Genomic DNA, 23366 nt, shown 5'->3' on the forward strand with positions numbered 1-23366 from the left:
GGGGTCGTGGAGAAACACGCATGAACGCCAACGATCACCGCTTTCCCGGCACGCCGCGGGCCGAACGCAAGGGCCGCGCGGCGGCGCTGGCGCAGGGACGGCGCGTGGCCGCAGACAACGTCACGGCGCTGCTCGAGGCCGTCGTCGAGTGCGGCGACCGCGTCTGCGTCGAGGGCAACAACCAGAAGCAGGCCGACTTCCTCGCCCGCACATTGGCAGGAGTGGACCCTCAACGCGTGCATGACCTGCATCTGGTGCAGTCGGTCGTCGCCCTGCCCGAGCACGTCGCACTGTTCGAGCGCGGCATCGCCAGTCAGCTCGACTTCTCATTCTCCGGCCCGCAGGCCACACGGCTCGCATCACTGGTCGAGGAAGGGCGCATTCGCGTCAACGCCATCCACACCTATCTGGAGCTGTTCGCGCGCTACTTCGTCGATCTCACGCCCAATGTCGCGCTGATCGCGGCCGAAGCGGCGGATGCGCAGGGCAACCTGTACACCGGCCCCAACACCGAGGACACGCCGGCCATCGTCGAGGCAACGGCCTTTCGCGGCGGCATCGTCATCGCCCAGGTCAATGAAATCCGCGACACCCTGCCGCGCGTCGACATCCCCGCCGACTGGGTCGATTACGTCGTCGAGGCGCCCACGCCCTACTACATCGAACCGCTGTTCACGCGCGACCCGGCACTGATCTCCGAAATCCAGGTGCTGATGGCGATGATGGTCATCCGTGGCATCTACGCGCGCTACGGTGTGACCACGCTCAATCACGGCATCGGCTTCGACACCGCCGCCATCGAGCTGCTGCTGCCCACCTACGCCGCGCAACTCGGCCTCAAGGGCAGGATCTGCACGCACTGGGCGCTCAACCCGCACCCGGCGCTGATCCCGGCCATCGAGGCCGGCTTCGTGCACTCGGTACACAGCTTCGGCTCGGAACTGGGCATGGAGGCCTACATCGCCTCGCGACCCGACGTGTTCTTCACCGGTGCGGACGGCTCGATGCGCTCCAACCGCGCCTTCTGCCAGGCCGCCGGCCACTACGCCTGCGATCTGTTCATTGGCTCTACGCTGCAGATCGATCTGGCCGGCAACAGCTCGACGGCCACGCGCGGACGCATCGCCGGCTTCGGCGGCGCCCCCAACATGGGGGCGGACGCTCGCGGACGCCGCCACGAGAGCGCGGCCTGGATCAAGGCCGGCGAGGAAGCGCGCCAGGGCCGCGACGAGATGCCGCGCGGACGCAAGCTCGTGGTGCAGATGGTCGAGACCTTTCGTGAACACATGGAGCCGGCCTTCGTCGAACGCCTCGACGCCTGGGATCTGGCGCGCGACATGGGGCTGTCCAACCCGCCGGTGATGATCTTCGGCGACGACGTCACCCACATCGTCACCGAGGAAGGCATCGCCAACCTGCTGCTGTGCCGCGACGCGGGCGAGCGCGAGCAGGCCATCCGCGGCGTCGCCGGCTACACCGCGGTGGGGCTCGCACGCGACCGCGACCGCGTGGCCGAACTGGAGTCCCGCGGCGTGATCCTGCGCCCCGCGGCGCTGGGCATCTCGCGCCGTCAGGCCAGCCGCGACCTGCTCGCGGCGCGCTCGGTCAAGGATCTGGTGCGCATCTCGGGCGGTCTGTACGAGCCGCCCAGCCGCTTTCGCAACTGGTGAGCACGATGGAAAGACTGCACTACGACATTCCCAGCCACGGCCCGGCGCGTCGGCGCGATCCGGTGCTCGTCGGCGTGACTGCCTCGGGCAACTGCGAAATCCTCGTCGAGCCGGCCGACGCCCCCGACACCTGCCGCGTGTCGGTCAACACCTCGGCAATCGGCTTTGGCGAGATCTGGCAGGCCGTGCTGGGTGACTTCGGCCGCCGTCACGCGGCCGGGGGGCTGGCCATCGAGATCAACGACGTCGGAGCCACGCCGGCCGTGGTCAGTCTGCGTCTGGACCAGGCGATCGAAGCCTGGGAGGAGGACCATGCCTAAGAGTCTCTACGAGGCCTCGGCGCGCGAGCGCGTGCTCGCCCTGCTCGATGCCGACAGCTTCCATGAATTCGTCCCGCCTTCCGCGCGCGCGACCAGCCCGCACCTGCGCGAACTCGACCAGCCGGTGGCCTTCGACGACGGGCTGATCGCCGGCGCCGGCACGCTCGACGGCCGCAAGGTGCTCGTCGCCGCGCAGGAAGGCGCCTTCCTCGGTGGCGCGGTGGGCGAGGTGCACGGCGCCAAGCTGGTCGGCCTGCTGCGCCGCGCCATCACCGAGCGCCCGGCCGCGGTGCTGATCCTGTTCGATTCGGGCGGCGTGCGTCTGCACGAGGCCAACGCCGGCCTGGTCGCGGTCTCCGAGATCCTGCGCGCAATCTGCGGCGCGCGCGCCGAAGGCGTGCGCGTCGTCGGCCTGATTGGCGGTGCGGCCGGCTGTTTTGGCGGCACCGGGCTGATCGCACGCTGCTGCGACGCCATCGTGATGAGCGAGGAAGGCCGGCTGGCGATGTCCGGCCCCGAGGTCATCGAGACCGTGCACGGCGTCGAGGAATTCGACGCGCGCGACCGCGCGCTGGTGTGGCGCGTGACCGGCGGCAAGCACCGCTACCTGCTGGGCGAGGCCGACCGCCTCGTCGACGACGACATCGACGCTTTCCGGGCGGCCGCCATCGAATTGCTCGACGGCCCCTCCGGCCTGGATCTGGACGATGTCGAACGCGAACATGCAGTGCTCGCCGCGCGCTGGCAGGCCTACGCCGACTGCGAGGACGCGCCCGATATCTGGCGGCGGCTGGGCATCGAGACGCCCGACGAGATTGCCATGATGGACGCCGCCGAGTTCGTCGCAACGGCCGATCTGGCACGGAGGCCGGCATGACGCGCGACGAACTGCTCGATGTCTTCTTCGGCGGCAGCTTCCAGGCCGACCACGCCGACGATCACTGCTTCACCGGGCGGGCTCGCGTCGGCGACGAGACCGTCACCGTGATCGGCACGGCCGGCCGCGCCGAGGTCGGCGTCGACCTGTGCCTGCGCATGGCCGCGGCCGTGCTCGAGTGCGTGCGCGAGCGCCCGGGTGAAGCCATCGTTTTCTTCCTCGACACCCAGGGTCAGCGCCTGCGCAGGCGCGACGAGTTGCTCGGGCTCAACGGTTACATGGCACATCTGGCCAAGTGCTGCGAGGTGGCGCGCCGGCGCGGCCACCCGTTGCTGTCGGTGGTCTATGGCGAGGCCGTCTCCGGCGGCTATCTCACCACCGGCATGATGGCCGACGCCTGCTATGCCGTTCGTGATGCCGAAATCAAGGTCATGAACCTGCCGGCGATGGCGCGCATCACCAAGGTGCCGCTGGAGCGCCTGGAGGAACTGGCCGGTCGCTCGCCGGTATTCTCGCCCGGCGCCGACAACTATCTGGCGATGGGCCATCTGCGCGCGATCTGGAGCGACGACTATACCGCCCGCCTGGCCGCGGCGCTGGCCGACCTGCGCACCGGGCGCCCTGCAGACGACACGCGCATGGACGACGGCCTGGCGCGCGGCGGTCGCCGCATGGCCGCGCCCATCGCGGCAGAGGTGGCCGGCCATGATTGAGCACCGCAGCGCGCGCCACGACCTCGTGTGGCTGCAGCCGGGCAGCGCATCGCGCGCAACCGCCCTGCCGCTGCCGCCGCTCTCGGCGGACGACGCGATCACGCGACTCGCTGAGTGGATCGACGCCGGCCGGCCGCTGGTCGTCGCGCGGCAACCGGCACACCTTGCCCCCGGCCGGCTGCGCCTCGGCCTGCCGCTGCCCGCCAGCGAAGGCAAGCTGCGTCTGGCCTTCGACGTGCCGCGCGCGGCCGTGCTGCGCGGCGCCCCACCGCCGCCGCTGGCCGCCGTGCCCGAGCATCTGCCACGCCGCTGGCACGCATCGCTCGACGCCCTGCTCGCCAGTCCGGCGATTCTCGCCGCCAACCCGCGCGTCTTCGGCTCGGCCGCCATGCAGGCCGTCACCGGCATCGAATGCGTGAGCGAGGAATCCGATCTCGACCTGCTGCTCGCGCCCGCCAGCCGCGAGGCCGCGCTGGCCGCGCTGGCCGCGCTCGCGCACATCGACGCCAGCGGCGTTGGTCCGCGCATCGACGGCGAGATCGTCGACCCGCACGGTCGCGCGACGAGCTGGCGCGAGCTGGCCGCCGGTGCGGCGAGCATACTCGTCAAGGGACACGACTCGGTCGCGATGACCGGTCACGCCGAATTCCTCGACGGGCTGGGGGGCGCGGCCGCATGAGTACCTTCGCCGCGCACATCGATGCCGCCGCACGCGCGTCGCTGGCCGACGAACTTGCGCTGTCCCCCAAGCCGGGGCTGGTCACGCCGGACTCGCGCGGCAGCCACGACGACATGGATCACCGCCACTTCGCCGCCAGCATCTCCGCGCTTGCCGGCTATTTCGGCGACTGCGCGCGTCTGGGCACAGCCGGTGCCGGCTTCGAGGCGCTGCGCGCGCGCGGCATCGAGGCCGAGGCTGCGATGCTGGCCGCCACCGGCGGCATCAACACGCATCGCGGCGCGATCTTCACGCTGGGCCTGCTCGCCGCGGCGGCCGGTGCACAGACGCGCGGCAACCGCCCGCTGGCGGTCGATCGCCTGGGCGAGCTGATCGCACGCGAGTGGAGCACGGCCATTCTCGCCGCATCCCGCAGTGCCCCGCCCAGCAATGGCGCGCGTGTGCGCGCGGCGCTGGGCCTGCCCGGCGCGCGCGAACACGCCGCCGGCGGTCTGCCGTTGCTGTTCGACACCGCGCTGCCGGCGCTGCGTCACGCGCGCGCTGCGCTCGGCGACACGCCCGCGGCCTCGCTGCACGCGCTGATGAGTACCGTCGCGGTGCTGCCCGACACCACGCTCGCCCATCGCGGCGGGCGCGCGGGCCTTGCGCGCGCGCGGCTGGCCGCCAACCGTTTCCTCAACGACGGCAGTGTCTTCGCGCCGCTCTGGCGCGAGCGCCTGGCGGAAATCGGCGCGGACTTCGTCTCCCATCGCCTCAGCCCCGGCGGCAGCGCCGACCTGCTCGCGGCGGCGATGATGCTGCTGCGACTCGAAGGTCTCGGCGTCCGTCCCGCGCAGCGCACCGAGGCGCTGGCCTCATGAGTCTTTGCTGGCTTTGCCCGGGTCAGGGTAGCCAGACGCCCGAATTGCTCGCGCGGCTGGCCGACGACACGTCGCTCGCGCGCGCACTCGCCCCCTTGCGTGACACGCTGCCGGCCGCAACCCTGGAAGCGGCCGACGACCCGCAACACTGCTTCGACAACCGCCATGCCCAACCGCTGATCGTGCTGCACGCATGCACGGTCGCCGCCGCGCTGGCCGACGCCGGCGTGCGCCCGGCAGTGGTCGCCGGCTACAGCGTCGGCGAGCTTTCCGCCCACGCCGTGGCCGGCGCCCTCGCCCCGGAAACCGCCATCGCGCTGGCCGTCGAGCGCGCCGCGGCGATGGACGCCGCCGCCCCGCCGGATTCCGGCATGAGCGCGGTACGCGGCGTGCCACTGGCGCGCCTGCGCGAGCAGTGCGAGGCAGCCGGCTGCGCCGTGGCCATCGTCAACGCCGCCGACCACGCCGTGCTCGCCGGCCCGCGTGCCGCGCTCGAGCAGCTCGGCGCGCAACTGACCGCGGGCGGCGCGCACGTCGTGCCGCTGGACATTGGCGTGCCGGCGCATGCGCACTGGCTCGCTGCGGCCGTTGCGCCCTTCGCACGCGCGCTCGATGCGGCCGACTGGCAGGCGCATGCCGTGCCCGTGCCACGCGGACTCGACGGCCGCCTGGTGCGCAGCCGCGCCGCCGCCGTCGAAGCCTTGTCGCGCGCGCTCGCCGAACCGCTCGACTGGGCGCGTACCCTGGACGTGGCGCGCGAGATGGGCGCGACCATTTTCTTCGAACTCGGTCCGGGCGACGGGCTTGCGCGCATGGCGCGCGAGCGCTTCCCGGATCTGGCCGTGCGCGCGCTGGCCGACTTCGCGAGCCTCGAAGGCGCGGCGAAGTGGCTCGCGCGCGAACGCAACCGATGACGCGCGCAGCGCGTCGCAACGACACCACAGGAGGACATCCATGACCCAGGCCAGAGTGGTCCGCATCGAACAGGCCGGTGCACCGGAAGTGATGCAGCTCGTCAGCGTCGACCTGCCCGCGCCCGAGGCCGGCGAGGTGCGCGTCGCGCACGCGGCGATCGGCTTCAACTACATCGACACCTATCAGCGCAGCGGCTATTACCCGATCCCGATCCCGGGCGGGCTGGGCTTCGAGGCCGCGGGCACGGTCGAGGCCGTGGGTGCCGGCGTTGCCGACATCGCCGTGGGTGATCGCGTGGCCTACATGAATGCCGGCGTGGGCGCCTACGCCAGCCATCGCAACGTGCCGGCCGACAAGCTCGTCAAGCTGCCCGAGGCGGTGAGCTTCGAGCAGGCCGCCTCACTGATCTTCAAGGGCATGACCGCGCAGTACCTGCTGCGCCGCACGCACCGTGTCGAGCCCGGCGACATCGTGCTGGTCCATGCCGCAGCCGGGGGCGTGGGCCAGATCCTGTCGCGCTGGGCCAAGGCGCTGGGCGCCACCGTGATCGGCACGGCCGGTTCGCCAGCCAAGTGCGAGGCCGCGCGCGCGGCCGGCTGCGACACGGCGATCGACTACACGCAGGACGACTGGGTGCAGCAGGTAGTCGATGCCACCGGCGGCAAGAAGGCACGCGTGGTCTACGACTCGGTGGGCAGGAGCACCTTCCTCGGCTCGCTCGACTGCGCCGCCCCGTTCGGCCTGGTGGTGCTCTACGGCGCGGCCTCGGGCCCGGCGCCGGCGATCGAGCCGGACATTCTCAACAAGAAAGGCTGCCTGTTCCTGACGCGTCCGTCGGTCTTCCCGCACAACGCCAATCCCGCGATCTTCCGCGAGAACGCCGCCGAACTCATGGACGCCATCGTCGCCGGCACCGTCGCCGCGCCGATCGGTGCGCGCTACGCGCTCGACGAGGTGGTGGAGGCCCACCGCGCGGCCGAGGCGCGCAAGACGACCGGAGCAATCGTGCTGATTCCGTGAGAAACGCCCGCGCGGCGCGCGCTTTTTCGAAGCGAGGCTGAAGTTCCGCCAAAGACGGCCGTTAGAGTGTTCGTGAAGTGCGCCCGACGCCGTCGGGCACCGCACGGGCGCACTACCGACATGCATTCGGAGAACCGCGATGAAGATCCTGCTCGCCCCCGGCGTCGCGCTGTGCAGCCGCCTCGGCCACAGCCAGAAGTACGGCCTGATCACCCTGTTGCTGCTGGTACCGATCGCAGCCTTCGTCTACGACCTGATCAACGGCTCCGGCGCGCCGTGGACGTCCATCGCCGGGCTGATCGGCGCGCTCGCCGCGCTGTATCTGCTGGCCTCGGTCGCCTCCACCCAGTCGCAGACCGCCCAGGCCTTCTCGGACGCGATCGCACGCTTCGCCAAGGGCGACCTGTCGGCCCGCGTCAAGCTCACCGGCAAGGATGACATGGCGCGCGTGGCGGGCTTGTTCAACGACATGGGCAAGGAGATCAAGCGCATGATCGCGCGCGTCTCCGGCCACGCCGAGGAAGTGGCCGGCGCCGCCGGCAAGCTCTCCCACCGCAGCGGCGAGGTGCGCACGGCCAGCCATCAGACCGGGGATGCGACGACCAGCGTGGCCGCCGCGATGCAGCAGATGACGCAGAGCATCGGCCAGGTCGCCAACCACGCGGGCGAGACCGAACAGGCCTCCGAGACCGCCTGCCGATTGTCCGAAGACGGCGAGCGCGTGGTGCGCGAGGCCTCCAGCGAGATGGAACGCATCGCCGAGGCCTTCAGCCGATCGGCGAACCAGATCGGCGAACTGGGCGGGCGCACCGACGAGATCAGCAAGATCATCCAGGTGATCCGCGAAATTGCCGAGCAGACCAACCTGCTTGCGCTCAACGCGGCGATCGAGGCCGCACGCGCCGGCGAGCAGGGTCGCGGCTTCGCCGTGGTCGCCGACGAGGTACGCAAGCTCGCCGAGCGCACCGGCAACGCCACGGCCGAGATCAGCGACATGATCACGATGATCCAGGACAGCACGCAATCGGTGGTCTCGGGCATGGAAGCCGGCGTCGGACAGGTTTCACACGGCGTCGAACTGGCCTCGCGCGCGGGTGACGCGCTGGCCGAGATCAACCGCGGCGCGCACGAGACCCTGGCCATGGTGCGCGACATCGCCAACGCGGTGAAGGAACAGAGCGCGGTCAGCAACGAGGTCTCGGAGAGCGTGGAGCGCATCTCCAGCATGGTGCAGAGCGGCAGCGTCGCGGTGGATCACATGTCGGGCGAGGCCAGTCACCTCGACGAAGTCGCCGACAGTCTCAAGAAGGCCATCGCGCGCTTCTCCGGCGGCACCGCCAACGAGGCCGCGCAACTGGTCGAACGGGCAGTGTCGACCTACCAGAGCCAGGGCCGCGACCGCGCCTTCGAAGCCTTCAACGACCCGCACGGCGAATTCGTGCTGCGCGACCTCTACATCTTCGTCTACGACATGGACGGCACCGTGCGCGCCCACGGCGGCAACCCGCAACTCATCGGCAAGAACATGCGCGACGCCAAGGACGCCAACGGCGCCTACTTCGTGCAGGACCGCATCCGCATCGCCCAGGAAGCCGGCAGCGGCTGGCAGGACTACATGTTCAAGAACCCCGAAACCGGCGAGACCGAGGGCAAGACCTCGTTCATCCGCCGGGTGGACGACTACATCGTGGGTTGCGGAGTGTACAAGTGATGGACTGCCCCGGCACACAGAGGCAAGGACACTTGAGGCCCCTATCCACGTAACGTAAGCTGCCGACCCATGTCCAGGGAAATCGTGATCGCGATCGACTTCGGCGGCGAATGCATCGCCGCGCGGTGGGCTGTTGGCGAGCAGCACGTAGGTGAGTTGCGCTGGGATGCGCCGGTGCGAGCTCCGGGAGAGCCACCGTTCTGGGCGACCGAAGACGGTCATGCGCTCATTCTGGAAACGTTTGCGATGACCCACTTCCCGAATGTGGACAGGCTTGTGCTGACACTGCCTGCCGGTGATGTCGACGCGCACCGCGCCCCTCTGGAACAGCGCTATACCGGCCTTCACGACGTGCGCAACACCGAATGCCGCTCCCAGCGGCTGCGCGTGCGGGTGCGCCGCGTCTGCGTCGAGCCGCAGTCCCCCGCGTCTCCCGCTACGGCGAACGCACCGGCTTGAACGAAGGCAAGCAGCGCCCAGTTCCGGGCCAGCGCATCAGGACGCCCCAACCAGCACAAGGCCCAAGGCACGATCGGCGCTCGCGGAGTCGACGCGCCCACGCCGTTCGCAGACCAGGAGAATGTTGCGCATCTCCAGCCAGAACAGGCCCGGCACCAGCACCTCGTCGTCCGGCAACAGCCAGACGGCGGCGACCGAGGCGTCGATGACGAAAGCCATCAGTAGCGGTGCCCTTCGTACCGCGCCTGCCGGATTTCGTCCACGGGGATCCGGGGTAGGCTGGCACGCAGGGTGACGATCTGCTGCATCGTCTTCTCGATTTCGCCGCGCCGCAGATCGCCGGCCGGGACGAGCCGCGCGACGGCACGCCCACGGCGCGTGATGATGAAGCTCTCGCCACGCTCCACTTCGCTCAACAATTGCGTCAGATGCGTCTTGGCATCGGAAGACTGAACTTCACGCATGACAGCCTCCAACCGGTCAATCAGACTGGTCAAGTCTAGGCTGGCGATGACCTGAGCACAATCGCTTGGGCACGACGTGCAAAGCACGGCTGCGCGCATTCCAGAATCCGGCGGCACAGCGTATGCTTTCCCGTCAGACGCCGCGCCGGCCCGTAAACGGCCGTTGGCGCGCAATCCGGGAGGAAGCACCCGATGTCGATCGACTGGAAGACCTACGACCCGACGCCGTTCCATGACGAGCTGATCGCGCAGCGCGGACGCCCGCGGCCGGCCGCGAAGGTGCTCACGGATTACCTGGCCGGACTCGACGACGAGGAGATTCGTGCGCGCAAGAAGGCCGCGGAGCTGGCGATCATCGAGATGGGCATCAGCTTCACGGTATACAGCGAGGGCGAGAACATCGACCGCGCCTGGCCCTTCGACATCGTGCCCCGCATCATCCCGCTGTCGGAGTGGCGCGGTATCGAGCGCGGACTCACCCAGCGGCTCAAGGCGCTGAACCTGTTCATCGAGGATCTGTACAACGCCCAGCGCATCGTGCGCGACAAGGTACTGCCCGAGTACGTGCTGGCGCAGTCCAAGAACTTCCGCGAGCAGTGCCGCGGCTTCAGCCCGCCGCTGGGCGTGTGGGCGCACATCTGCGGCTCGGACCTGGTGCGCGACGGCGACGGCACGATCTACGTGCTGGAAGACAACCTGCGCGTGCCCTCGGGCGTGTCCTACATGATCGAGAACCGCCACGTGACCAAGCGCGTGTTCCCGGAGCTGTTCGAGAACACCTCGATTCTGCCGGTGGACGAGTACCCCGCTCAGCTGTTCGACATGCTCGCCGCGCTCTCGCCGCGTCCGCAGGACTATCCGACCGTGGTCGTACTCACGCCGGGCATCTTCAACTCGGCCTATTTCGAACACTCGTATCTGGCCCAGCGCATGGGCGCGCAACTGGTCGAAGGGGCGGACCTGGTGGTGGGCGAGGACGACTGCGTGTACATGCGCACCATCGACGGTCTCGAGCAGGTGGACGTGATCTATCGGCGCATCGACGACGAATTCATCGACCCGGAGGCCTTCCGCCCGGATTCGATGCTGGGCGTGCCGGGCCTGATGCGCGCCTGGCGCGCGGGCAAGGTGGCGATCGCCAACGCGCCCGGCGCGGGCGTGGCCGACGACAAGGTGGTGTACGCCTTCGTGCCGGACATGATCCGCTATTACCTGGACGAGGAGCCGATCATCCCCAACGTGCCGACCTGGCTGTGTGCGGACAAGAAGTCCCGCGAGCACGTCCTCGCCAACCTCGAGCATCTGGTGGTCAAGCCGGCCAACGAATCGGGTGGTTACGGCATGCTCGTCGGCCCGCACTCGACCAAGAAGCAGCGCACCGAGTTCGCCCGCCTGATCCGCAAGGATCCGCGCAACTACATCGCCCAGCCCACGCTCGCGCTGTCGGTCGCGCCGGCGCTGTGCGACGAGGGGCTGGAGCCGCGCCACATCGACCTGCGCCCGTTCATCCTGCAGGGCGTGCGCACCGACGTCACGCCCGGCGGTCTCACGCGCGTGGCGATGAAGCGCGGCTCGCTGGTCGTCAATTCCTCCCAGGGTGGCGGCAGCAAGGACACCTGGATCGTCGACGAGGAGGGCTAGGACATGTCCTCATATGCGCTGGCGGATCGCGTGGGTCTGTATGGCTGTGCCGGCAAGACGCGCGAAGCAGTTCAGGGTGGCCCCCGGAACAATGAGCGCAACGCCGCCGGCGCGGCCATACAGACCCACCCGAAGGGCTTGGTCCAAATGGCCCGCATCTCTGCGTTACTCCTCCTTGAAAGACGTCCAGTCTTCCTTCATCGTCGCGCCTTGATCTGCGGGCCATTTGGGCCAAGCGCGACCGTCATCGCATATGAGGAGATGTCCTGATGCTTTCGCGAGTCGCAGAACGCCTGTACTGGATGGCGCGCTACATCGAGCGTGCCGAGAATTCCGCACGCATGGTCATCGCCTACCACCAGCTCTCGCTGGACATGCCGCGCAACACGCAGCTGTCGTGGAAAGGACTGGTGGACGTGTCGGGCATGGAGGAATTGTTCGAAGAGCGCTACCAGCGCGAGGACGACCGCAATTGCGTAAAGTTTCTCGTCGCCGATGCGTGGAATCCGGGGTCCATCCTGTCCTCGTTGCGCAGCGCGCGCGAGAACGTGCGCACCACGCGCGACCTCATTCCCACCGAGGGCTGGGAGGTGGTCAACGAGCTCTACCTGTTCGCCCGCGACAACATCGACCAGGGCATCGCCAAGCGCGGACGTCACGAGTTCCTGTCCGAGATCGTGCAGCGTTGCCAGACGCTCACCGGCCTGATGGCCGGCTGCATGAGCCACGACGCGGCCTACGACTTCATTCGCCTGGGCCACAACATCGAGCGCGCCGACATGACCACGCGCCAGATCGACATCGGCGCCGAACGCCTGCTCGAGCGCCGCGACGAAACGCCCGAGCCCTATGACGGGCTGCTGTGGACCAGCATCCTGCGTTCGCAAAGCGCCTTCCAGATGTACCGACAGCACGTAAAGCGCCGCGTCGGCGGCCCGGATGTGGTGCGTTACCTGATGCAGGACGGCGACTTCCCGCGCTCGGTCGCCTATGCGCTCTCGCGCAGTGCCACCGCGCTGGCACGCCTGCCGCGCAACGAGGTGCCATTGCGCCTGGCCATGGAAGCGCGTCGCCACGTGCTCGACGCGGACGTCGCGAAACTCATCGCAAAAGACGGATTGCACGAATTCATGGACCGTCTGCAACAGGAGATCGGCACGCTGCACGAGGCCATCGCGACCCACTGGTTCCCGCACGCGGAAGCGGCCTGAACCGCACAAACCCGCATTCCCCGCACAGCCGGGATCGGATAGCATCCATGCCCTCCGCGCACGATGCGCACTGGTCGCACCCATGCCCCCCGGACTGATCGACGCCTACCCGTTCGCTGCCGCACGCCACGACGAAATGCTCGTCGCGCCGGGTACGCCGCGCGCGCAGTGGGATCTGATGGCGCGCCGCCTGGAAGGGCTGTCGCCGGCGGCGATGAACAAGCGCGCGCGCTCGGTGGCCGACGCGATCGCCGCCGACGGCGTCACCTACAACGTCTATGCCGACCCCAAGGGCATGTTGCGCCCGTGGGAGCTGGACATGCTGCCGCTGATCATCGACGCCGACGAATGGCGCACGTTGTCGGCGGCCGTGGGCCAGCGCGCGCGCCTGCTCGACCGCGTGCTGGCCGATCTCTACGGGCCGCAGAACCTGATCGCCGAAGGCCTGCTGCCGCCGGCGCTGATCTTCGGTCAGCGCGGTTACAAATGGCCGTGCCACGGCATCACGCCACCGGGCGGACGCTTCCTGCACCTGTACGCGGTGGATCTGGCGCGCGCGCCCGACGGCGGCTGGTGGGTGATCGCCGATCGCACCCAGGGCCCGTCCGGCGCGGGCTATGCACTGCAGAACCGCATCGTGGTCTCGCAGACCTTCCCCGACACCTTCCGCCGGTTGCACGTGCAGAAGCTTGCCGGCTTCTTCCGCACGCTGCAGGACGGGCTGGCCCGCATGGCGCCATCCGGGCAGGAGGCGCCGCTGTCGGTATTGCTCACGCCGGGACCGTACAACGAAACCTATTTCGAGCACGCCTTTCTCGCGCGCTACCTGGGCTTCCCGCTGGTCGAGGGTCAGGACCTGACGGTGCGCGACGACACCGTGTATCTGAAGACGCTGCGCGGCCTGCGTCGCGTGCACGTGGTCCTGCGCCGGCTCGACGACGACTTCTGCGATCCGCTGGAACTGCGTGCCGACTCCTCGCTGGGCGTGCCCGGACTGCTCGAGGCGGTGCGCGCCGGGCGCGTGCTGGTGGCCAATGCGCTGGGCAGCGGCGTACTCGAGAGTGCCGCGCTGTTCGGCTTTCTGCCGGCCGTATCGGAACGTCTTCTGGGCGAGAAGCTGGCCATCCCGTCGGTGGCAAGCTGGTGGTGCGGCGAGGCACCGGCGCTCGAACACGCGCTCGCGCATCTGGACGACCTGGTGATCAAGCCGGCCTTCGCCGGCATGCGGCGCGAGCCGGTCTTCGGCCACGCCGTGGTCGGCCGCGAGCGCGAGGAACTGATCGACAGCATCCGCGCCCAGCCGCATGCCTATGTCGCCCAGGAATGGGTGCGCATGTCGCAGGCGCCGGTATGGCGCACCGAGGGCGGCGGCCACCTCGAGTCGCGCTCGGTGGGTCTGCGCATGTTCGCCGCGGCCACGCCGGAAGGCTACGTGGTGATGCCCGGCGCGCTCACGCGCGTGGCGCCGGGCGGAGACGTCGAGGTCGTCTCGATGCAGCGCGGCGGGCTGTCCAAGGACACCTGGATCCGCACCGACGGGCCGGTGGCGCGCACCACCCTGCTCAAGAAGCGCCTGGGCACCATGGATCTGATGGTCTCGGCCACCGACGTGCCTTCGCGCGTGGGCGAGAACCTGTTCTGGATGGGACGCCACTCCGAGCGCTGCGAGGCCTCGGCACGCGTGCTGCGCGCGGCGCTGCGTCGTGTGGCGGCCGACGGCAGCGACGAGATCGACGACGAACTGGCCGGCCTGCTGCTGGCGGCCGCGCGCATCGGCGTACTCGCCGACGAAACCGGCGACGAGGACAGCCAGGCCGCGCTCGAACGGCGCCTGCTCGCCGCGGTGTCGGACTTCGGCCGCGCCGGCTCGATCGCCGCCAACCTGCGCGCGCTCGCGCTCAACGCCAATCATGTGCGCGAACGCCTGTCCTCGGACAACTGGCACGTACTCAACCGCCTGGAGGTCGCACTCTCCCCTCCGCCGCAGGCGCTCGACGAGGCGCTCGGCGCGCTCGACCGCGTGATGCTCGACTGCATCTCGCTCGCGGGCTTCGCGATGGACGACATGACGCGCGACGAGGGCTGGCGCTTTCTCATCCTGGGCCGGCGCATCGAGCGACTGGCGGCGATGTCGGCGCTGATTCAGGTGGTGTTGCACGCGCCCGCCGACGATGGCGAGCGCATGCTCGAATGGCTGCTCGAGGCGGCCAACTCGATCGTCACCTATCGCGCGCGCTACCGGCGCGCGCCGGAACTGTTGCCGGTGGTGCATCTGCTGGTGTTCGACACGTCCAACCCCCACTCGGTCGCCTTCCAGGTGGGCGCACTGGCGCGCGAGTTCGAACTCACCGCGCGCGAGCTCAATCACCCCATGCCGCCGCAGGTGGCGGTGCTGGAACGACGTCTGGCACCGCTTCGATCTGACCGCGTTCGAAGCTCAGGACTGCGCCGCGGCGAGCGCGCGACTGGCCTCGCTGCTGGCCGACGCACAACTGACCGCGCAGAGCCTGTCCGACGAGGTGCACCAGCGCTTCTTCATCCACACCGTGCGCGAGTCGCGACTCAGGAGCGTGGCGTGAACGGCCAGACAGTGCGCTATCACGTTCGCCACGAGACGCTCTACCGCTACGAGCACCCGGTGCGCGAATCGCACCAGTTGTTGCGCCTGTTCCCGCGCACCCTGGCCTGGCAACGCTGCGTCGCTCAGCATCTGGGCGTGAGCCCGGAGCCCGAGCGCACGCGCAGCTTCACCGACGCCTTCGGCAACGGCGTGCGCGCCCTGCATTTCGAGCAATCCCACGACCGTCTCGAAGTGCGCAGCGAATGCTGGATCGAACTCGATTCACGCATCATGCCGCTGCTCGACGACAGCCCCGCATGGGAAACGGTGCGCGACGCACTGCGCTATCGCGCCGGCCGACAGCTCGACGCGGCCATGCTCGAAGCGGCCGCCTTCCTGTTCGAATCGACCGAGGTGCGCATCAAACGGGCCTTCGCCGAGTATGCCGCCGAGTGCTTCGCGCCCGGCCGTCCGGTGCTCTCGGCCACCGACGCGCTGATGCGGCGCATCCATGAAGAATTCACCTTCGACCCCGAGGCCACCGACGTATCCACGCCGGTCACCGAGGTGTTCGCCAACCGGCGCGGCGTGTGCCAGGACTTCGCGCACTTCATGATCGCCTGCCTGCGCTCGATCGGGCTGGCCGCGCGCTACGTCAGCGGCTATCTGCTGACCCGCCCGCCGCCGGGCCGTCCGCGCCTGGTCGGTGCCGACGCCACGCATGCCTGGGTGTCGCTGTTCGTGCCCGGTGCGGGCTGGTTCGACTTCGACCCCACGAATGCGCTGTGGGCCGATCAGGAGCACGTGACGATCGGCTGGGGGCGCGACTTCGCCGACATCTCGCCGATGCGCGGCGTGCTGCTGGGCGGCGGCGGACACGCACCGGAGATCTCGGTAACCGTCGTCCCGGAGAACGAGTTCGAAGGCCTGTACACCGACGCCGCCCTGCCCGGCCTGGAGCTGCTTGCGCCACGCGGCGGCTGAGCCCGGTACACTTGCGCGCCCCGCGTCAGGGAACGCTCGCGCGCCGAGCCTGTCCTGACATGCGCCATCTCATCCGGAGACTTCCATGACGGCTTCCCGCCGCCCGCGCGCGTTCGCACGCCTGTGTGCACCGCTCGCGCTGCTCATCGCCTTTTTCGCCTGTCTTCCTGTGGTCGCCTACGAAACGAAGCCCTTCGAGGACCACGACCCCAAGCTCGACGTCGACTTCACGCCCACGCCGATGGATGCGGTGCGCCGCATGCTCGACATGGCCGGCGTCGGCCCGGACGACTACGTGGTGGATCTGGGCTCCGGGGACGGACGCATCCTGCTCACCGCTGCCACCGAATACGGCGTCGAGCGCGCCCTCGGGGTGGAGATCGACCCGTGGCTGGTCGATTACGCCGCCGACAAGGCCACGGCGGCGGGCGTGGCGCAACGCGTGCGCTTCGTGCACGCCGACCTGTTCGAGACGGACTTCTTCGATGCCGACGTCCTCACCATGTATCTGCTGCCGGAGCTGAACCTGCGCCTGCGTCCGCTCATCCTGTCGCAGATGAAGCCGGGCACACGCATCGTCTCGCACTCGTTCGACATGGGCGAATGGACGCCCGACGCCAAGGATCACGTGCATCTGCGCGACGTCTATCTGTGGATCGTGCCCGCCCGCGTCGGCGGACGCTGGCGACTCGAGCGCGAAGGACTTGCGCCGGTCGACCTCGAATTCGAACAACGCTTCCAGCGCGTCACGGCGCGAGCAAGCGCGAACGGCCAGGCGCTCGACACCGGCGCGGTCGAACTCGACGGTGCCGAAATCTCCTTCCGTGTTGACGGTCGCCGCTACCATGGCCACGTCGACACCGACACCATCCGCCCGCTCGAGGGCGCGGACTGGTCCGCCCGACGCCTGCGCCGATGATCCGCCCCCGGCGGGCAGGATGGCTTTTTCATCGCGCGCCCGGTATACAGGACGCATGCGGCCCGCGGCCGCCCCAAGCGCAGGGAAGTCCCCTTACATGAGAGTTCCGGCCATCGTCGCGCTGACCTCGCAGAAAGGCGGTTCGGGCAAGACCACCGTCGCGATGCAGCTGGCCGCCGGCCTCGCCCGGCGCGGCCTGCGCGTGGGCGTGGTCGACCTCGACCCACAGGAGAGCGCCTCGCGCTGGGCCGAATCCGCCCCGCCCGACCAACGCTTTCCCGCCGACGTCGTACGCGTCGTAACGGATACCCGGCTGGGGCGCGTGCTGCGCGCGCTGCGCGACACCGATGCGGTGCTGCTCGACTGCCCGCCTTCGATCGAACATGGGCATACCCTGGCCGCGCTCGATGTCGCGCACCTGGCGATCGTGCCGGTGGTGCCCGGCCCCACCGACCTGTGGTCCACGCGCGCGATCGAACGCCTGATCCTGCAGCGCAAGCGTCTCGCCGGCTGCCTGCTGCCCAACCGCGTCACGCGCACCGCACTGGCCGAGGAAGTCATCGACGTGATGCGCGAATTCGAACTGCCGCTGCTCGACGCAACGCTGGGCCAGCGCAGCGCCTACGCGCTCTCGGCCGTGCGTGGCGGCTCCGTGTACTCGCTCGGCCGCTCCGCGGCGGCCGCGCAGGAAGAGGTCGAGCGTCTCGTCTCGGCCGTGCTGAACCGACTCGAGGAGTGACCATGACCACCCGCAAGAGCACCCGCAGCGCGCTGCGCGCCAGTCTCGCCCAGGAAGACGCCGCGCTGGCCGAACGCCTGCCCGCCCCCTCCGCGCGCAAGCCGGCCACCCGCCGCACGGCCGCCGCCAAGGTTTCGCCGGGCACGGGCAGCGCCGCGCCGCGAGCGGCAGCCGCGAAGACGCGCCCTGCGAGCGCTGGCGCGAAAGCGGGCACTCCCGCCAAAGCCCCCGCCCGCACGCCGCGCACGAACACGCCGGCAGCAAAGCCGGCGGCGACCAAGCCCGCGGCCACCAAGCCGCCGGCGAAACCCACGCGCGCGAAGGCATCGACCCGCAGCGTGCCGGCACGCAGCCGACCCACCTCGGGCGCGCGCAGCACGAGCGCCCCGACGGCGGCCCCCGAAGCAACGCCGGCGAAGCTCGCAAGCGTCAAGCCGGGCAAGGTCGTGCGCGATTCGTTCTCGATCCCGGCCGCCGAACACAAGCACATCAAGGCGCTGCGCCAGGCGCTCGAGAAGGCCGGCCGCAAGACCAGCAAGTCCGAGGTGCTGCGCGCGGGCATCGCCCTGCTCAGCGAGCGCAGCGCGGCCGAAATCGCAGCGGTGCTCGAAGGCCTGCCCACGGTGACCCGGGGCGGCAGCAAGAAGAAAAAGAAGAAGAAGGGCTGAACCCTGTACGCGCCCGCAGCGCGGCCCTTTCCAAGAGAACTGGGCTCAGCGCTCACGGGCGCGCACGTACAGCACCTTGGCATCCGCGCCGGGCACGGCGCGTTCCTCGCACTCGAAGATGTCGGTGCGTGCGCGCACCAGGTCGCTGAGCTTCCGGAAGCCATACAGGCGTGAGTCGAAATCCGGCTGCAGCTTGTTCAGATAGCTGCCGAAGGCGCCCAGCCCGGCCCAGCCCGAGTCGTCGCCGGCCTTGTCCAGCGCTTCGAGCACGAAGGCACGCGGAAAGTCCTGCTCGGTCGGCTCTTCGGCTGCCGCCGGCTTCGGCACCGCCTTGGCGGGCTTCTTCGCGCTTTTCGCGCCTTTCGCCGCAGGCGCCGGTGTGGTTTCGGCGGCCTTCTGCGCGACCGGGCGCAGCACCTCGGTGAACAGGAAGCGGTGGCAGGCGTTGCGGAAGGCATCAGGCGTCTTCTTCTCGCCGAAGCCGAACACCATCAACCCCTCCTCGCGGATGCGCAACGCCAGTCCGGTGAAGTCGCTGTCACTCGATACCAGGCAGAAACCGTCGAAGCGCCGCGTGTACAACAGATCCATGGCGTCGATGATCAGCGTGCTGTCGGTGGCGTTCTTGCCGGTGGTGTAGGCGAACTGCTGCACCGGCTTGATCGCGTGACGGTTGAGCACCTTCTTCCACTGCGCGCTGCCGGGCGAGGTGAAATCACCATAGATGCGCTTGACGGTGGCCTCGCCGAAGCGCGCAATCTCGGCCAGCAGACCCTCGATGACCGCCGCCTGGGCGTTGTCGGCGTCGATCAGTACCGCCAGCCGCAGGGCCGAATCGTCGGGCTCGAACTTGGTGTCGCGCTTGCCGTTGGCCATGGCGGCCTCCTCAGGTGGTGTAGGCGATCAGGGTACCGTCGGAGGCCTCGGCCCGCAGCGCGATCAGCGCCTGATAGGCCGCCGAATCATGCCAGGCATGCAGCGACTGACAATCTGGAAAGCGGATCACGACCGTGTCGGTGTGCGGGTGACTGCCCGCGAGCACCGCATCCACCGTGCCGCGAAACACCACCTCGCCACCGTGCAGCGCGAGCGTGGCGGGCACGCGCGACTTGTACTCGACCCAATTTTCCGGGTCCTTGATGGTGATGTGGCCGATCAGGTAGGCATCGTTCATCGTGCGCTCCGTTCAACCGATTTCGAAGGAAGTCATGCCGTAGATGCGCTCCACCGGCAGCGTCGGCGCCGGGCCGGCGTACATGCGTGCGGTCTCGAACTGCGGCTGCATGGCGTGGCGCCCGACGAGCGCGCGTGCCTCGGCGTTGGGTTCGGGAATGTCGAGGAACACCGGCTCGCCGGGCTCAACGCACGAGACCAGCGCCGAAAACAGCAGTTCGGCGACGTCGGGCCGGTCGGCGTACAGTGGTGCAAGCTTGTAGCCGTTGCGGCAGGCGCGGACGACCCCATAACCGACGAGGCACCCTTCCTCCACGCAGCCGAGCGCGAGCGAATCGGACTGCGCCAGCCAGGCCAGCAGAAAGTCCGTGCGCTGTGCCGGGAAGAACGGCCGCTCGAACTCGGTCAACTCATCCAGCGTGAGCGAAACCAGCGGTACGATGCGCGCATCCTCGACCCGCTCGCCGCCACCTCGACCTTCGTAGCGCACGTTGCGCCAAGCCAGTTCGAAGCCGGACTTGCGGTAGTTGTCCTGCTGCGCCGGCACGCCGTCGAGCCCCACCGTGCAGCCGGCCAGGCGCTGCATGCCGGCGCGCCACAGCGCGCTGCCGTAGCCTCGCCCGCGATGCTCCGGATGCACGATGTAGAAGCCGAGAAAGCCGAAGCGCTCGTCGTAACGCACCACCGAGATCGTCGCCACCGGCTCGTCACCGACGCGCCCGATAAGAAAACCCTCGGGGTCGGCTGCGTAGTAGCTGTCGCGATCGTGCAGGCCCGGATTCCAGCCCTCGGCCGCCGCCCAGTCGATGGCGATGTCGAGCTCCTCGCGCGACATCGTCGAGATGCGCAAGTCCTGCGTCATGTCCGCTCCGTCGGTCCGCGGGACCATCCCCGCAGGACCGACGATAGCGGATTTCGCGCCGCGCTGCGCGCCGCTCAAGCCGCCAGCGCGGGGCTGTCCAGCTGGCGTGCGATCGCATCGATGTGACGATGATCCGTGCCGCAGCAGCCGCCGAGCACGCTCAGGCCGGGAAGGCGCCGGCGCAGATCGGCGTATTGCCGGCCCAGCTCTTCCGGATCGCCGGTATCGAGTTCGGTACTGTCGTCCAGTTCGGCATGGCTGCAGCGCGAGGCGTTGGCGCGCACGCCGCGCAGACGCTCGGCCAGTAGCGGATCGCCGTCGAGCACGTGGGCGAAATGCTCGGGGTGCGCGCAATTGATCATGTAGTAGGCAGCGTATGCGTCGGTGGCCTCGTCGCAGCGACGGATCGCCTCGGCCAGGCCCTCGCCGGACGGCAGAAGAGCGTCGGTCTCGACGGTGAAGGAAATCGCCACCGGCATGGCGTGGTCGCGCGCCGCCTCGACGATACCGATGGCCTCGTCCACGTAGTTGAGCGTATACGCCGAGACCAGATCGGCGCTGGTCGCGGCGAAGGTGCCGATCTGCACCGCGTGATAGTCACGCGCCTGGGAAGCGCTCATGCGCAGGTCGGCGACGTAGCCGTCGCCGCGCGGGCCCAGCTGGGCGCTGACGACGATCGGGGTGGTGGCGCTGGCATGGGTCTGGCGAATCGACTCGAGCAGTTCGACCGCGCGCCGGTTGAGCCCGGCCAGCTCCTGGGCGTCGCAGCCCAGACTCCAGCCCCAGTCGGGGCTGGCGCGCCAGGTGGCGGTGTCGAGCACGATGCCGACGCGATGCGCTCGCGCGAGCTCGATGTAGCGCAGATAGTAGCGGCGCAGGATGTCGCGGCCGGCCTCGTCGCGCAGCATGACGACGGTGGCGAAATGGGGCAGATCCAGACCTTCGTGGAAGATCATGGTCGTTTCCAGTCCACCGTCGGCGATGAAGGTGTCGTACAGTTGCGGCAAGTCGTTGCGGTAGCGGCTCATCTTCGTCGTTCTCCATGATTGCCCCTTGCTGGGCATGACGGAGAGGTTAGGCGCGTCGCGGCGGCACGTTGAGGGCCATTTCCGCAAGGAAGTGGACAAATCGGCCATGAGTGCTTCCCGCCCCCCGGTTTCGGTCGCGATCCTCGCCTTTGAACAGACCTCCGCCTCGGTGGTCCACGGCATGTACGACCTGTTCATGTCGGCCGGCCGCGACTGGGGCGTGATCGTCGACGGTCGTCCCGGCCCCTGCCTGATGCGCCCACGCATCGTCGCGCGCCGGCGCGGCGCGCTGACGGTCTCCAACGGCATCGTGATTCATGCGCACGCGGGCTTCGACAAGACCGCGGTTCCGGACATCGTGTGCGTGCCGGAAGTGACCATCGCGCCGGGCGAACCGCTGACCGAGCTGTTCGACCCCGAGATCGCGTGGATCCGGCAGTGCCACGCGGCCGGCGCGATCATCGCCAACGCCTGCTCGGGGGTCATGCTGCCGGCCCAGGCGGGACTGCTCGACGGACTCGAAGCGACCACCCACTGGGCGTACTGCGACGTGCTGCGCGAGCGCCACCCGAAGGTACGCGTACAGCCGCAGCGCGCGCTGGTGGTGTCGGGCGACGCTCACCGCCTGGTGATGGCCGGCGGCGGCACCTCGTGGCTGGATCTGGCGCTGTACCTGATCGCACGCAGCATCGATGTCGAATCGGCGATGCAGGTCGCGCGCATCAACCTCATCGACTGGCACGCCATCGGCCAGCAGCCCTTCGCGCGGCTGGCGCGCTCGCGCCAAGTCGAGGATGCGGTGATCGCGCGCTGTCAGGCGTGGATCGCCGAGCACTACGCCGAACACTCGCCGGTGGCGGCGATGGCGGGCCTGTCGGGCCTGCCCGAGCGCTCGTTCAAGCGCCGCTTCCGCGAGGCCACCGGCATGGCCCCGCTCGAGTACGTGCACACCCTGCGCATCGAGGAAGCCAAGCACATGCTCGAAACCGGCGACACCCCGATCGACGAGATCGCCGCCGAGGTCGGCTACGAGGACCCGCGCTTCTTCAGCCGATTGTTCCGCCGCCAGGTGCACCTGAGCCCGGCGCAGTACCGCAAGCGCTTTGGCGCCGTGCGCCGCATGCTCGCGACACACGGAGGCTACGCGGTGCCGGGCAAGTCACCGTCGAGCAGTTCGATGACGGCGTCGCGCAACGCAGGAACATGATCCTCGACGACCTTCCACACCAGCAGCATGTCCACCCCGAGGTACTGGTGGGCGAGCACGTTGCGCATGCCCGCGATGGCATGCCACGGCACGCCCGCACTGATGTCGCCAAGACATTGTGCGTCCAGGTCGCGTACGATCTGGCCAATCACTTCGAGGTTGCGCACAACCGCGTCCTGCGTGCGATTGTCGGCAAGAAAGGCCGAGCGACCGCCGGAGGTGTACTCGAGGATTCGCTCGGCACACAACAGCATGTGGCTCAACAGGACGCGCCGGTCACGCATCAGATGGGCCGAGCCTCGCGCACGATGCGCTCACGCAGGAAGGGGCTCACGCCGTTGGGCGTGACGATGTCCACCCTGCGGCCGAGAACGCGTTCGAAATCCGCCTGCAGGCCGACCTGATCGAGCAGGGACGCCTCGGCACCGAAATCCACCAGCAGGTCGACATCGGAGTCATCGCGCTCCTCGCCGCGCGCAACCGAGCCGAACACGCGCAGGTTCGACGCATGGTGGCGTGCGGCCAGTCGGGCGAGTTCATCGCGGCGGCTGGCGAGTTGATCGAGCAGGGTCATTTCGATGCTCCCGGCAAATGACGGTCTGCAATAGTGTATCGCCACCGTCGCACGACGTCGTCTCCGGGCGGCCATACCCGTCGCCCGCACCCCGCCCTGCCGCGTGAGCGGG

Annotated in this window: 25 protein-coding genes; 17 read left to right on the forward strand and 8 right to left on the reverse strand. The window is 69.2% G+C overall.

Going from position 1 to position 23366, the window contains the following annotated elements; all coding sequences use genetic code 11:
• Positions 1-20 precede the first annotated feature (20 nt).
• The 10 genes from mdcA (at position 21) to C0099_RS10820 (ending at position 9224) form a co-directional block, all read left to right on the forward strand.
• On the forward strand, positions 21-1670 hold the full coding sequence (gene mdcA, locus C0099_RS10775; RefSeq protein WP_102247415.1) for a malonate decarboxylase subunit alpha: 1650 nt from the start codon (positions 21-23) through the stop codon (positions 1668-1670).
• A gap of 5 nt (positions 1671-1675) precedes the next feature.
• Positions 1676-1990: a malonate decarboxylase acyl carrier protein gene (gene mdcC / locus C0099_RS10780; protein ID WP_102247416.1), complete on the forward strand. Its 315-nt coding sequence runs from the start codon at positions 1676-1678 to the stop codon at positions 1988-1990.
• Positions 1983-2867, forward strand: coding sequence for a biotin-independent malonate decarboxylase subunit beta (locus tag C0099_RS10785; RefSeq protein WP_102247417.1), 885 nt, complete (start codon positions 1983-1985; stop codon positions 2865-2867). The genes mdcC and C0099_RS10785 overlap by 8 nt, the downstream gene beginning before the upstream one ends.
• Entirely contained in the window at positions 2864-3580 is a 717-nt protein-coding gene (locus C0099_RS10790; protein ID WP_102247418.1) for a biotin-independent malonate decarboxylase subunit gamma, read from the forward strand. Before C0099_RS10785 ends, C0099_RS10790 begins: the two co-directional genes overlap by 4 nt.
• The gene (gene mdcG, locus C0099_RS10795; RefSeq protein WP_102247419.1) at positions 3573-4259 is read left to right on the forward strand and encodes a malonate decarboxylase holo-[acyl-carrier-protein] synthase; all 687 of its coding nucleotides are present in this window, start codon (positions 3573-3575) and stop codon (positions 4257-4259) included. The genes C0099_RS10790 and mdcG overlap by 8 nt, the downstream gene beginning before the upstream one ends.
• Positions 4256-5119 (forward strand): triphosphoribosyl-dephospho-CoA synthase, encoded by an 864-nt coding sequence (locus C0099_RS10800; RefSeq protein WP_102247420.1) that lies wholly within the window; start codon positions 4256-4258, stop codon positions 5117-5119. Before mdcG ends, C0099_RS10800 begins: the two co-directional genes overlap by 4 nt.
• Positions 5116-6033: an acyltransferase domain-containing protein gene (locus C0099_RS10805; protein ID WP_102247421.1), complete on the forward strand. Its 918-nt coding sequence runs from the start codon at positions 5116-5118 to the stop codon at positions 6031-6033. Before C0099_RS10800 ends, C0099_RS10805 begins: the two co-directional genes overlap by 4 nt.
• 40 nt (positions 6034-6073) lie before the next feature.
• The gene (locus tag C0099_RS10810) at positions 6074-7054 is read left to right on the forward strand and encodes a quinone oxidoreductase family protein (protein WP_102247422.1); all 981 of its coding nucleotides are present in this window, start codon (positions 6074-6076) and stop codon (positions 7052-7054) included.
• 139 nt (positions 7055-7193) lie between these two features.
• Positions 7194-8765, forward strand: a complete 1572-nt coding sequence (locus C0099_RS10815; RefSeq protein WP_102247423.1) for a methyl-accepting chemotaxis protein — start codon at positions 7194-7196, stop codon at positions 8763-8765.
• Positions 8766-8834: 69 nt separating this feature from the next.
• A complete protein-coding gene (locus C0099_RS10820) occupies positions 8835-9224 on the forward strand; it encodes a hypothetical protein (protein WP_102247424.1) in 390 nt (129 codons plus the stop codon).
• Between the two features lie 36 nt (positions 9225-9260).
• On the opposite strand, the gene C0099_RS10825 is transcribed toward C0099_RS10820, so the two are convergent.
• Together C0099_RS10825 and C0099_RS10830 are read right to left on the reverse strand one after the other, a co-directional pair.
• Positions 9261-9443, reverse strand: a complete 183-nt coding sequence (locus tag C0099_RS10825) for a type II toxin-antitoxin system VapC family toxin (protein ID WP_102247425.1) — start codon at positions 9441-9443, stop codon at positions 9261-9263.
• Positions 9443-9688 carry a type II toxin-antitoxin system Phd/YefM family antitoxin gene (locus tag C0099_RS10830; protein WP_102248477.1) on the reverse strand — a complete coding sequence of 82 codons (246 nt, stop codon included), beginning with the start codon at positions 9686-9688 and terminating at the stop codon, positions 9443-9445. The genes C0099_RS10825 and C0099_RS10830 overlap by 1 nt, the downstream gene beginning before the upstream one ends.
• A 192-nt stretch (positions 9689-9880) precedes the next feature.
• Here C0099_RS10830 and C0099_RS10835 point away from each other — a divergent pair, with 192 nt between their 5' ends.
• The 6 genes from C0099_RS10835 to C0099_RS10870 all read left to right on the forward strand — a co-directional run bounded on the left by C0099_RS10835 (position 9881) and on the right by C0099_RS10870 (position 18410).
• On the forward strand, positions 9881-11329 hold the full coding sequence (locus tag C0099_RS10835) for a circularly permuted type 2 ATP-grasp protein (RefSeq protein ID WP_102247426.1): 1449 nt from the start codon (positions 9881-9883) through the stop codon (positions 11327-11329).
• Between the two features lie 269 nt (positions 11330-11598).
• Entirely contained in the window at positions 11599-12540 is a 942-nt protein-coding gene (locus C0099_RS10845) for an alpha-E domain-containing protein (RefSeq protein ID WP_102247428.1), read from the forward strand.
• A gap of 82 nt (positions 12541-12622) precedes the next feature.
• Positions 12623-16084 carry a circularly permuted type 2 ATP-grasp protein gene (locus C0099_RS16300; protein ID WP_332870248.1) on the forward strand — a complete coding sequence of 1154 codons (3462 nt, stop codon included), beginning with the start codon at positions 12623-12625 and terminating at the stop codon, positions 16082-16084.
• 85 nt (positions 16085-16169) lie between these two features.
• Positions 16170-17003, forward strand: coding sequence for a class I SAM-dependent methyltransferase (locus tag C0099_RS10860; protein WP_102247430.1), 834 nt, complete (start codon positions 16170-16172; stop codon positions 17001-17003).
• Positions 17004-17100: 97 nt separating this feature from the next.
• Entirely contained in the window at positions 17101-17742 is a 642-nt protein-coding gene (locus tag C0099_RS10865) for a ParA family protein (RefSeq protein ID WP_102247431.1), read from the forward strand.
• Between the two features lie 2 nt (positions 17743-17744).
• On the forward strand, positions 17745-18410 hold the full coding sequence (locus C0099_RS10870) for a hypothetical protein (protein WP_102247432.1): 666 nt from the start codon (positions 17745-17747) through the stop codon (positions 18408-18410).
• Positions 18411-18455: 45 nt separating this feature from the next.
• Here C0099_RS10870 and C0099_RS10875 read toward each other — a convergent pair whose 3' ends face one another.
• From C0099_RS10875 to C0099_RS10890, 4 genes are all read right to left on the reverse strand, one after another.
• Entirely contained in the window at positions 18456-19286 is an 831-nt protein-coding gene (locus C0099_RS10875) for an NYN domain-containing protein (RefSeq protein ID WP_102247433.1), read from the reverse strand.
• 10 nt (positions 19287-19296) lie between these two features.
• Positions 19297-19584 carry a DUF1330 domain-containing protein gene (locus C0099_RS10880; protein ID WP_102247434.1) on the reverse strand — a complete coding sequence of 96 codons (288 nt, stop codon included), beginning with the start codon at positions 19582-19584 and terminating at the stop codon, positions 19297-19299.
• 12 nt (positions 19585-19596) lie between these two features.
• Positions 19597-20445: a GNAT family N-acetyltransferase gene (locus C0099_RS10885; RefSeq protein ID WP_102247435.1), complete on the reverse strand. Its 849-nt coding sequence runs from the start codon at positions 20443-20445 to the stop codon at positions 19597-19599.
• Positions 20446-20519: 74 nt separating this feature from the next.
• Positions 20520-21473, reverse strand: coding sequence for a homocysteine S-methyltransferase family protein (locus tag C0099_RS10890; protein ID WP_102247436.1), 954 nt, complete (start codon positions 21471-21473; stop codon positions 20520-20522).
• A gap of 106 nt (positions 21474-21579) precedes the next feature.
• On the opposite strand from C0099_RS10890, the gene C0099_RS10895 reads away from it, so the two are divergent.
• A complete protein-coding gene (locus C0099_RS10895) occupies positions 21580-22680 on the forward strand; it encodes a GlxA family transcriptional regulator (protein WP_102247437.1) in 1101 nt (366 codons plus the stop codon).
• Here C0099_RS10895 and C0099_RS10900 read toward each other — a convergent pair.
• Both C0099_RS10900 and C0099_RS10905 read right to left on the reverse strand, forming a co-directional pair.
• Positions 22614-22934, reverse strand: a complete 321-nt coding sequence (locus tag C0099_RS10900) for a HepT-like ribonuclease domain-containing protein (protein WP_228151692.1) — start codon at positions 22932-22934, stop codon at positions 22614-22616. The two genes, C0099_RS10895 and C0099_RS10900, sit on opposite strands and share 67 nt — an antisense overlap.
• Before the next feature lie 29 nt (positions 22935-22963).
• Positions 22964-23254, reverse strand: a complete 291-nt coding sequence (locus C0099_RS10905; protein ID WP_102247439.1) for a nucleotidyltransferase family protein — start codon at positions 23252-23254, stop codon at positions 22964-22966.
• Positions 23255-23366: the final 112 nt, after the last annotated feature.

Origin of the sequence: Pseudazoarcus pumilus, from assembly GCF_002872475.1 — a bacterium.
GTDB classification, from domain to species: Bacteria; Pseudomonadota; Gammaproteobacteria; order Burkholderiales; family Rhodocyclaceae; genus Pseudazoarcus; species Pseudazoarcus pumilus.

Excerpts from the sequence above, each read along its gene's own strand:
- mdcA (WP_102247415.1), top strand. The coding sequence starts at position 21 with ATGAACGCCAACGATCACCGCTTTCCCGGCACGCCGCGGGCCGAACGC.
- mdcC (WP_102247416.1), top strand. The coding sequence starts at position 1,676 with ATGGAAAGACTGCACTACGACATTCCCAGCCACGGCCCGGCGCGTCGG.
- C0099_RS10785 (WP_102247417.1), top strand. The coding sequence starts at position 1,983 with ATGCCTAAGAGTCTCTACGAGGCCTCGGCGCGCGAGCGCGTGCTCGCC.
- C0099_RS10790 (WP_102247418.1), top strand. The coding sequence starts at position 2,864 with ATGACGCGCGACGAACTGCTCGATGTCTTCTTCGGCGGCAGCTTCCAG.
- mdcG (WP_102247419.1), top strand. The coding sequence starts at position 3,573 with ATGATTGAGCACCGCAGCGCGCGCCACGACCTCGTGTGGCTGCAGCCG.
- C0099_RS10800 (WP_102247420.1), top strand. The coding sequence starts at position 4,256 with ATGAGTACCTTCGCCGCGCACATCGATGCCGCCGCACGCGCGTCGCTG.
- C0099_RS10805 (WP_102247421.1), top strand. The coding sequence starts at position 5,116 with ATGAGTCTTTGCTGGCTTTGCCCGGGTCAGGGTAGCCAGACGCCCGAA.
- C0099_RS10810 (WP_102247422.1), top strand. The coding sequence starts at position 6,074 with ATGACCCAGGCCAGAGTGGTCCGCATCGAACAGGCCGGTGCACCGGAA.
- C0099_RS10815 (WP_102247423.1), top strand. The coding sequence starts at position 7,194 with ATGAAGATCCTGCTCGCCCCCGGCGTCGCGCTGTGCAGCCGCCTCGGC.
- C0099_RS10820 (WP_102247424.1), top strand. The coding sequence starts at position 8,835 with ATGTCCAGGGAAATCGTGATCGCGATCGACTTCGGCGGCGAATGCATC.
- C0099_RS10825 (WP_102247425.1), bottom strand. The coding sequence starts at position 9,443 with ATGGCTTTCGTCATCGACGCCTCGGTCGCCGCCGTCTGGCTGTTGCCG.
- C0099_RS10830 (WP_102248477.1), bottom strand. The coding sequence starts at position 9,688 with ATGCGTGAAGTTCAGTCTTCCGATGCCAAGACGCATCTGACGCAATTG.
- C0099_RS10835 (WP_102247426.1), top strand. The coding sequence starts at position 9,881 with ATGTCGATCGACTGGAAGACCTACGACCCGACGCCGTTCCATGACGAG.
- C0099_RS10845 (WP_102247428.1), top strand. The coding sequence starts at position 11,599 with ATGCTTTCGCGAGTCGCAGAACGCCTGTACTGGATGGCGCGCTACATC.
- C0099_RS16300 (WP_332870248.1), top strand. The coding sequence starts at position 12,623 with ATGCCCCCCGGACTGATCGACGCCTACCCGTTCGCTGCCGCACGCCAC.
- C0099_RS10860 (WP_102247430.1), top strand. The coding sequence starts at position 16,170 with ATGACGGCTTCCCGCCGCCCGCGCGCGTTCGCACGCCTGTGTGCACCG.
- C0099_RS10865 (WP_102247431.1), top strand. The coding sequence starts at position 17,101 with ATGAGAGTTCCGGCCATCGTCGCGCTGACCTCGCAGAAAGGCGGTTCG.
- C0099_RS10870 (WP_102247432.1), top strand. The coding sequence starts at position 17,745 with ATGACCACCCGCAAGAGCACCCGCAGCGCGCTGCGCGCCAGTCTCGCC.
- C0099_RS10875 (WP_102247433.1), bottom strand. The coding sequence starts at position 19,286 with ATGGCCAACGGCAAGCGCGACACCAAGTTCGAGCCCGACGATTCGGCC.
- C0099_RS10880 (WP_102247434.1), bottom strand. The coding sequence starts at position 19,584 with ATGAACGATGCCTACCTGATCGGCCACATCACCATCAAGGACCCGGAA.
- C0099_RS10885 (WP_102247435.1), bottom strand. The coding sequence starts at position 20,445 with ATGACGCAGGACTTGCGCATCTCGACGATGTCGCGCGAGGAGCTCGAC.
- C0099_RS10890 (WP_102247436.1), bottom strand. The coding sequence starts at position 21,473 with ATGAGCCGCTACCGCAACGACTTGCCGCAACTGTACGACACCTTCATC.
- C0099_RS10895 (WP_102247437.1), top strand. The coding sequence starts at position 21,580 with ATGAGTGCTTCCCGCCCCCCGGTTTCGGTCGCGATCCTCGCCTTTGAA.
- C0099_RS10900 (WP_228151692.1), bottom strand. The coding sequence starts at position 22,934 with ATGCTGTTGTGTGCCGAGCGAATCCTCGAGTACACCTCCGGCGGTCGC.
- C0099_RS10905 (WP_102247439.1), bottom strand. The coding sequence starts at position 23,254 with ATGACCCTGCTCGATCAACTCGCCAGCCGCCGCGATGAACTCGCCCGA.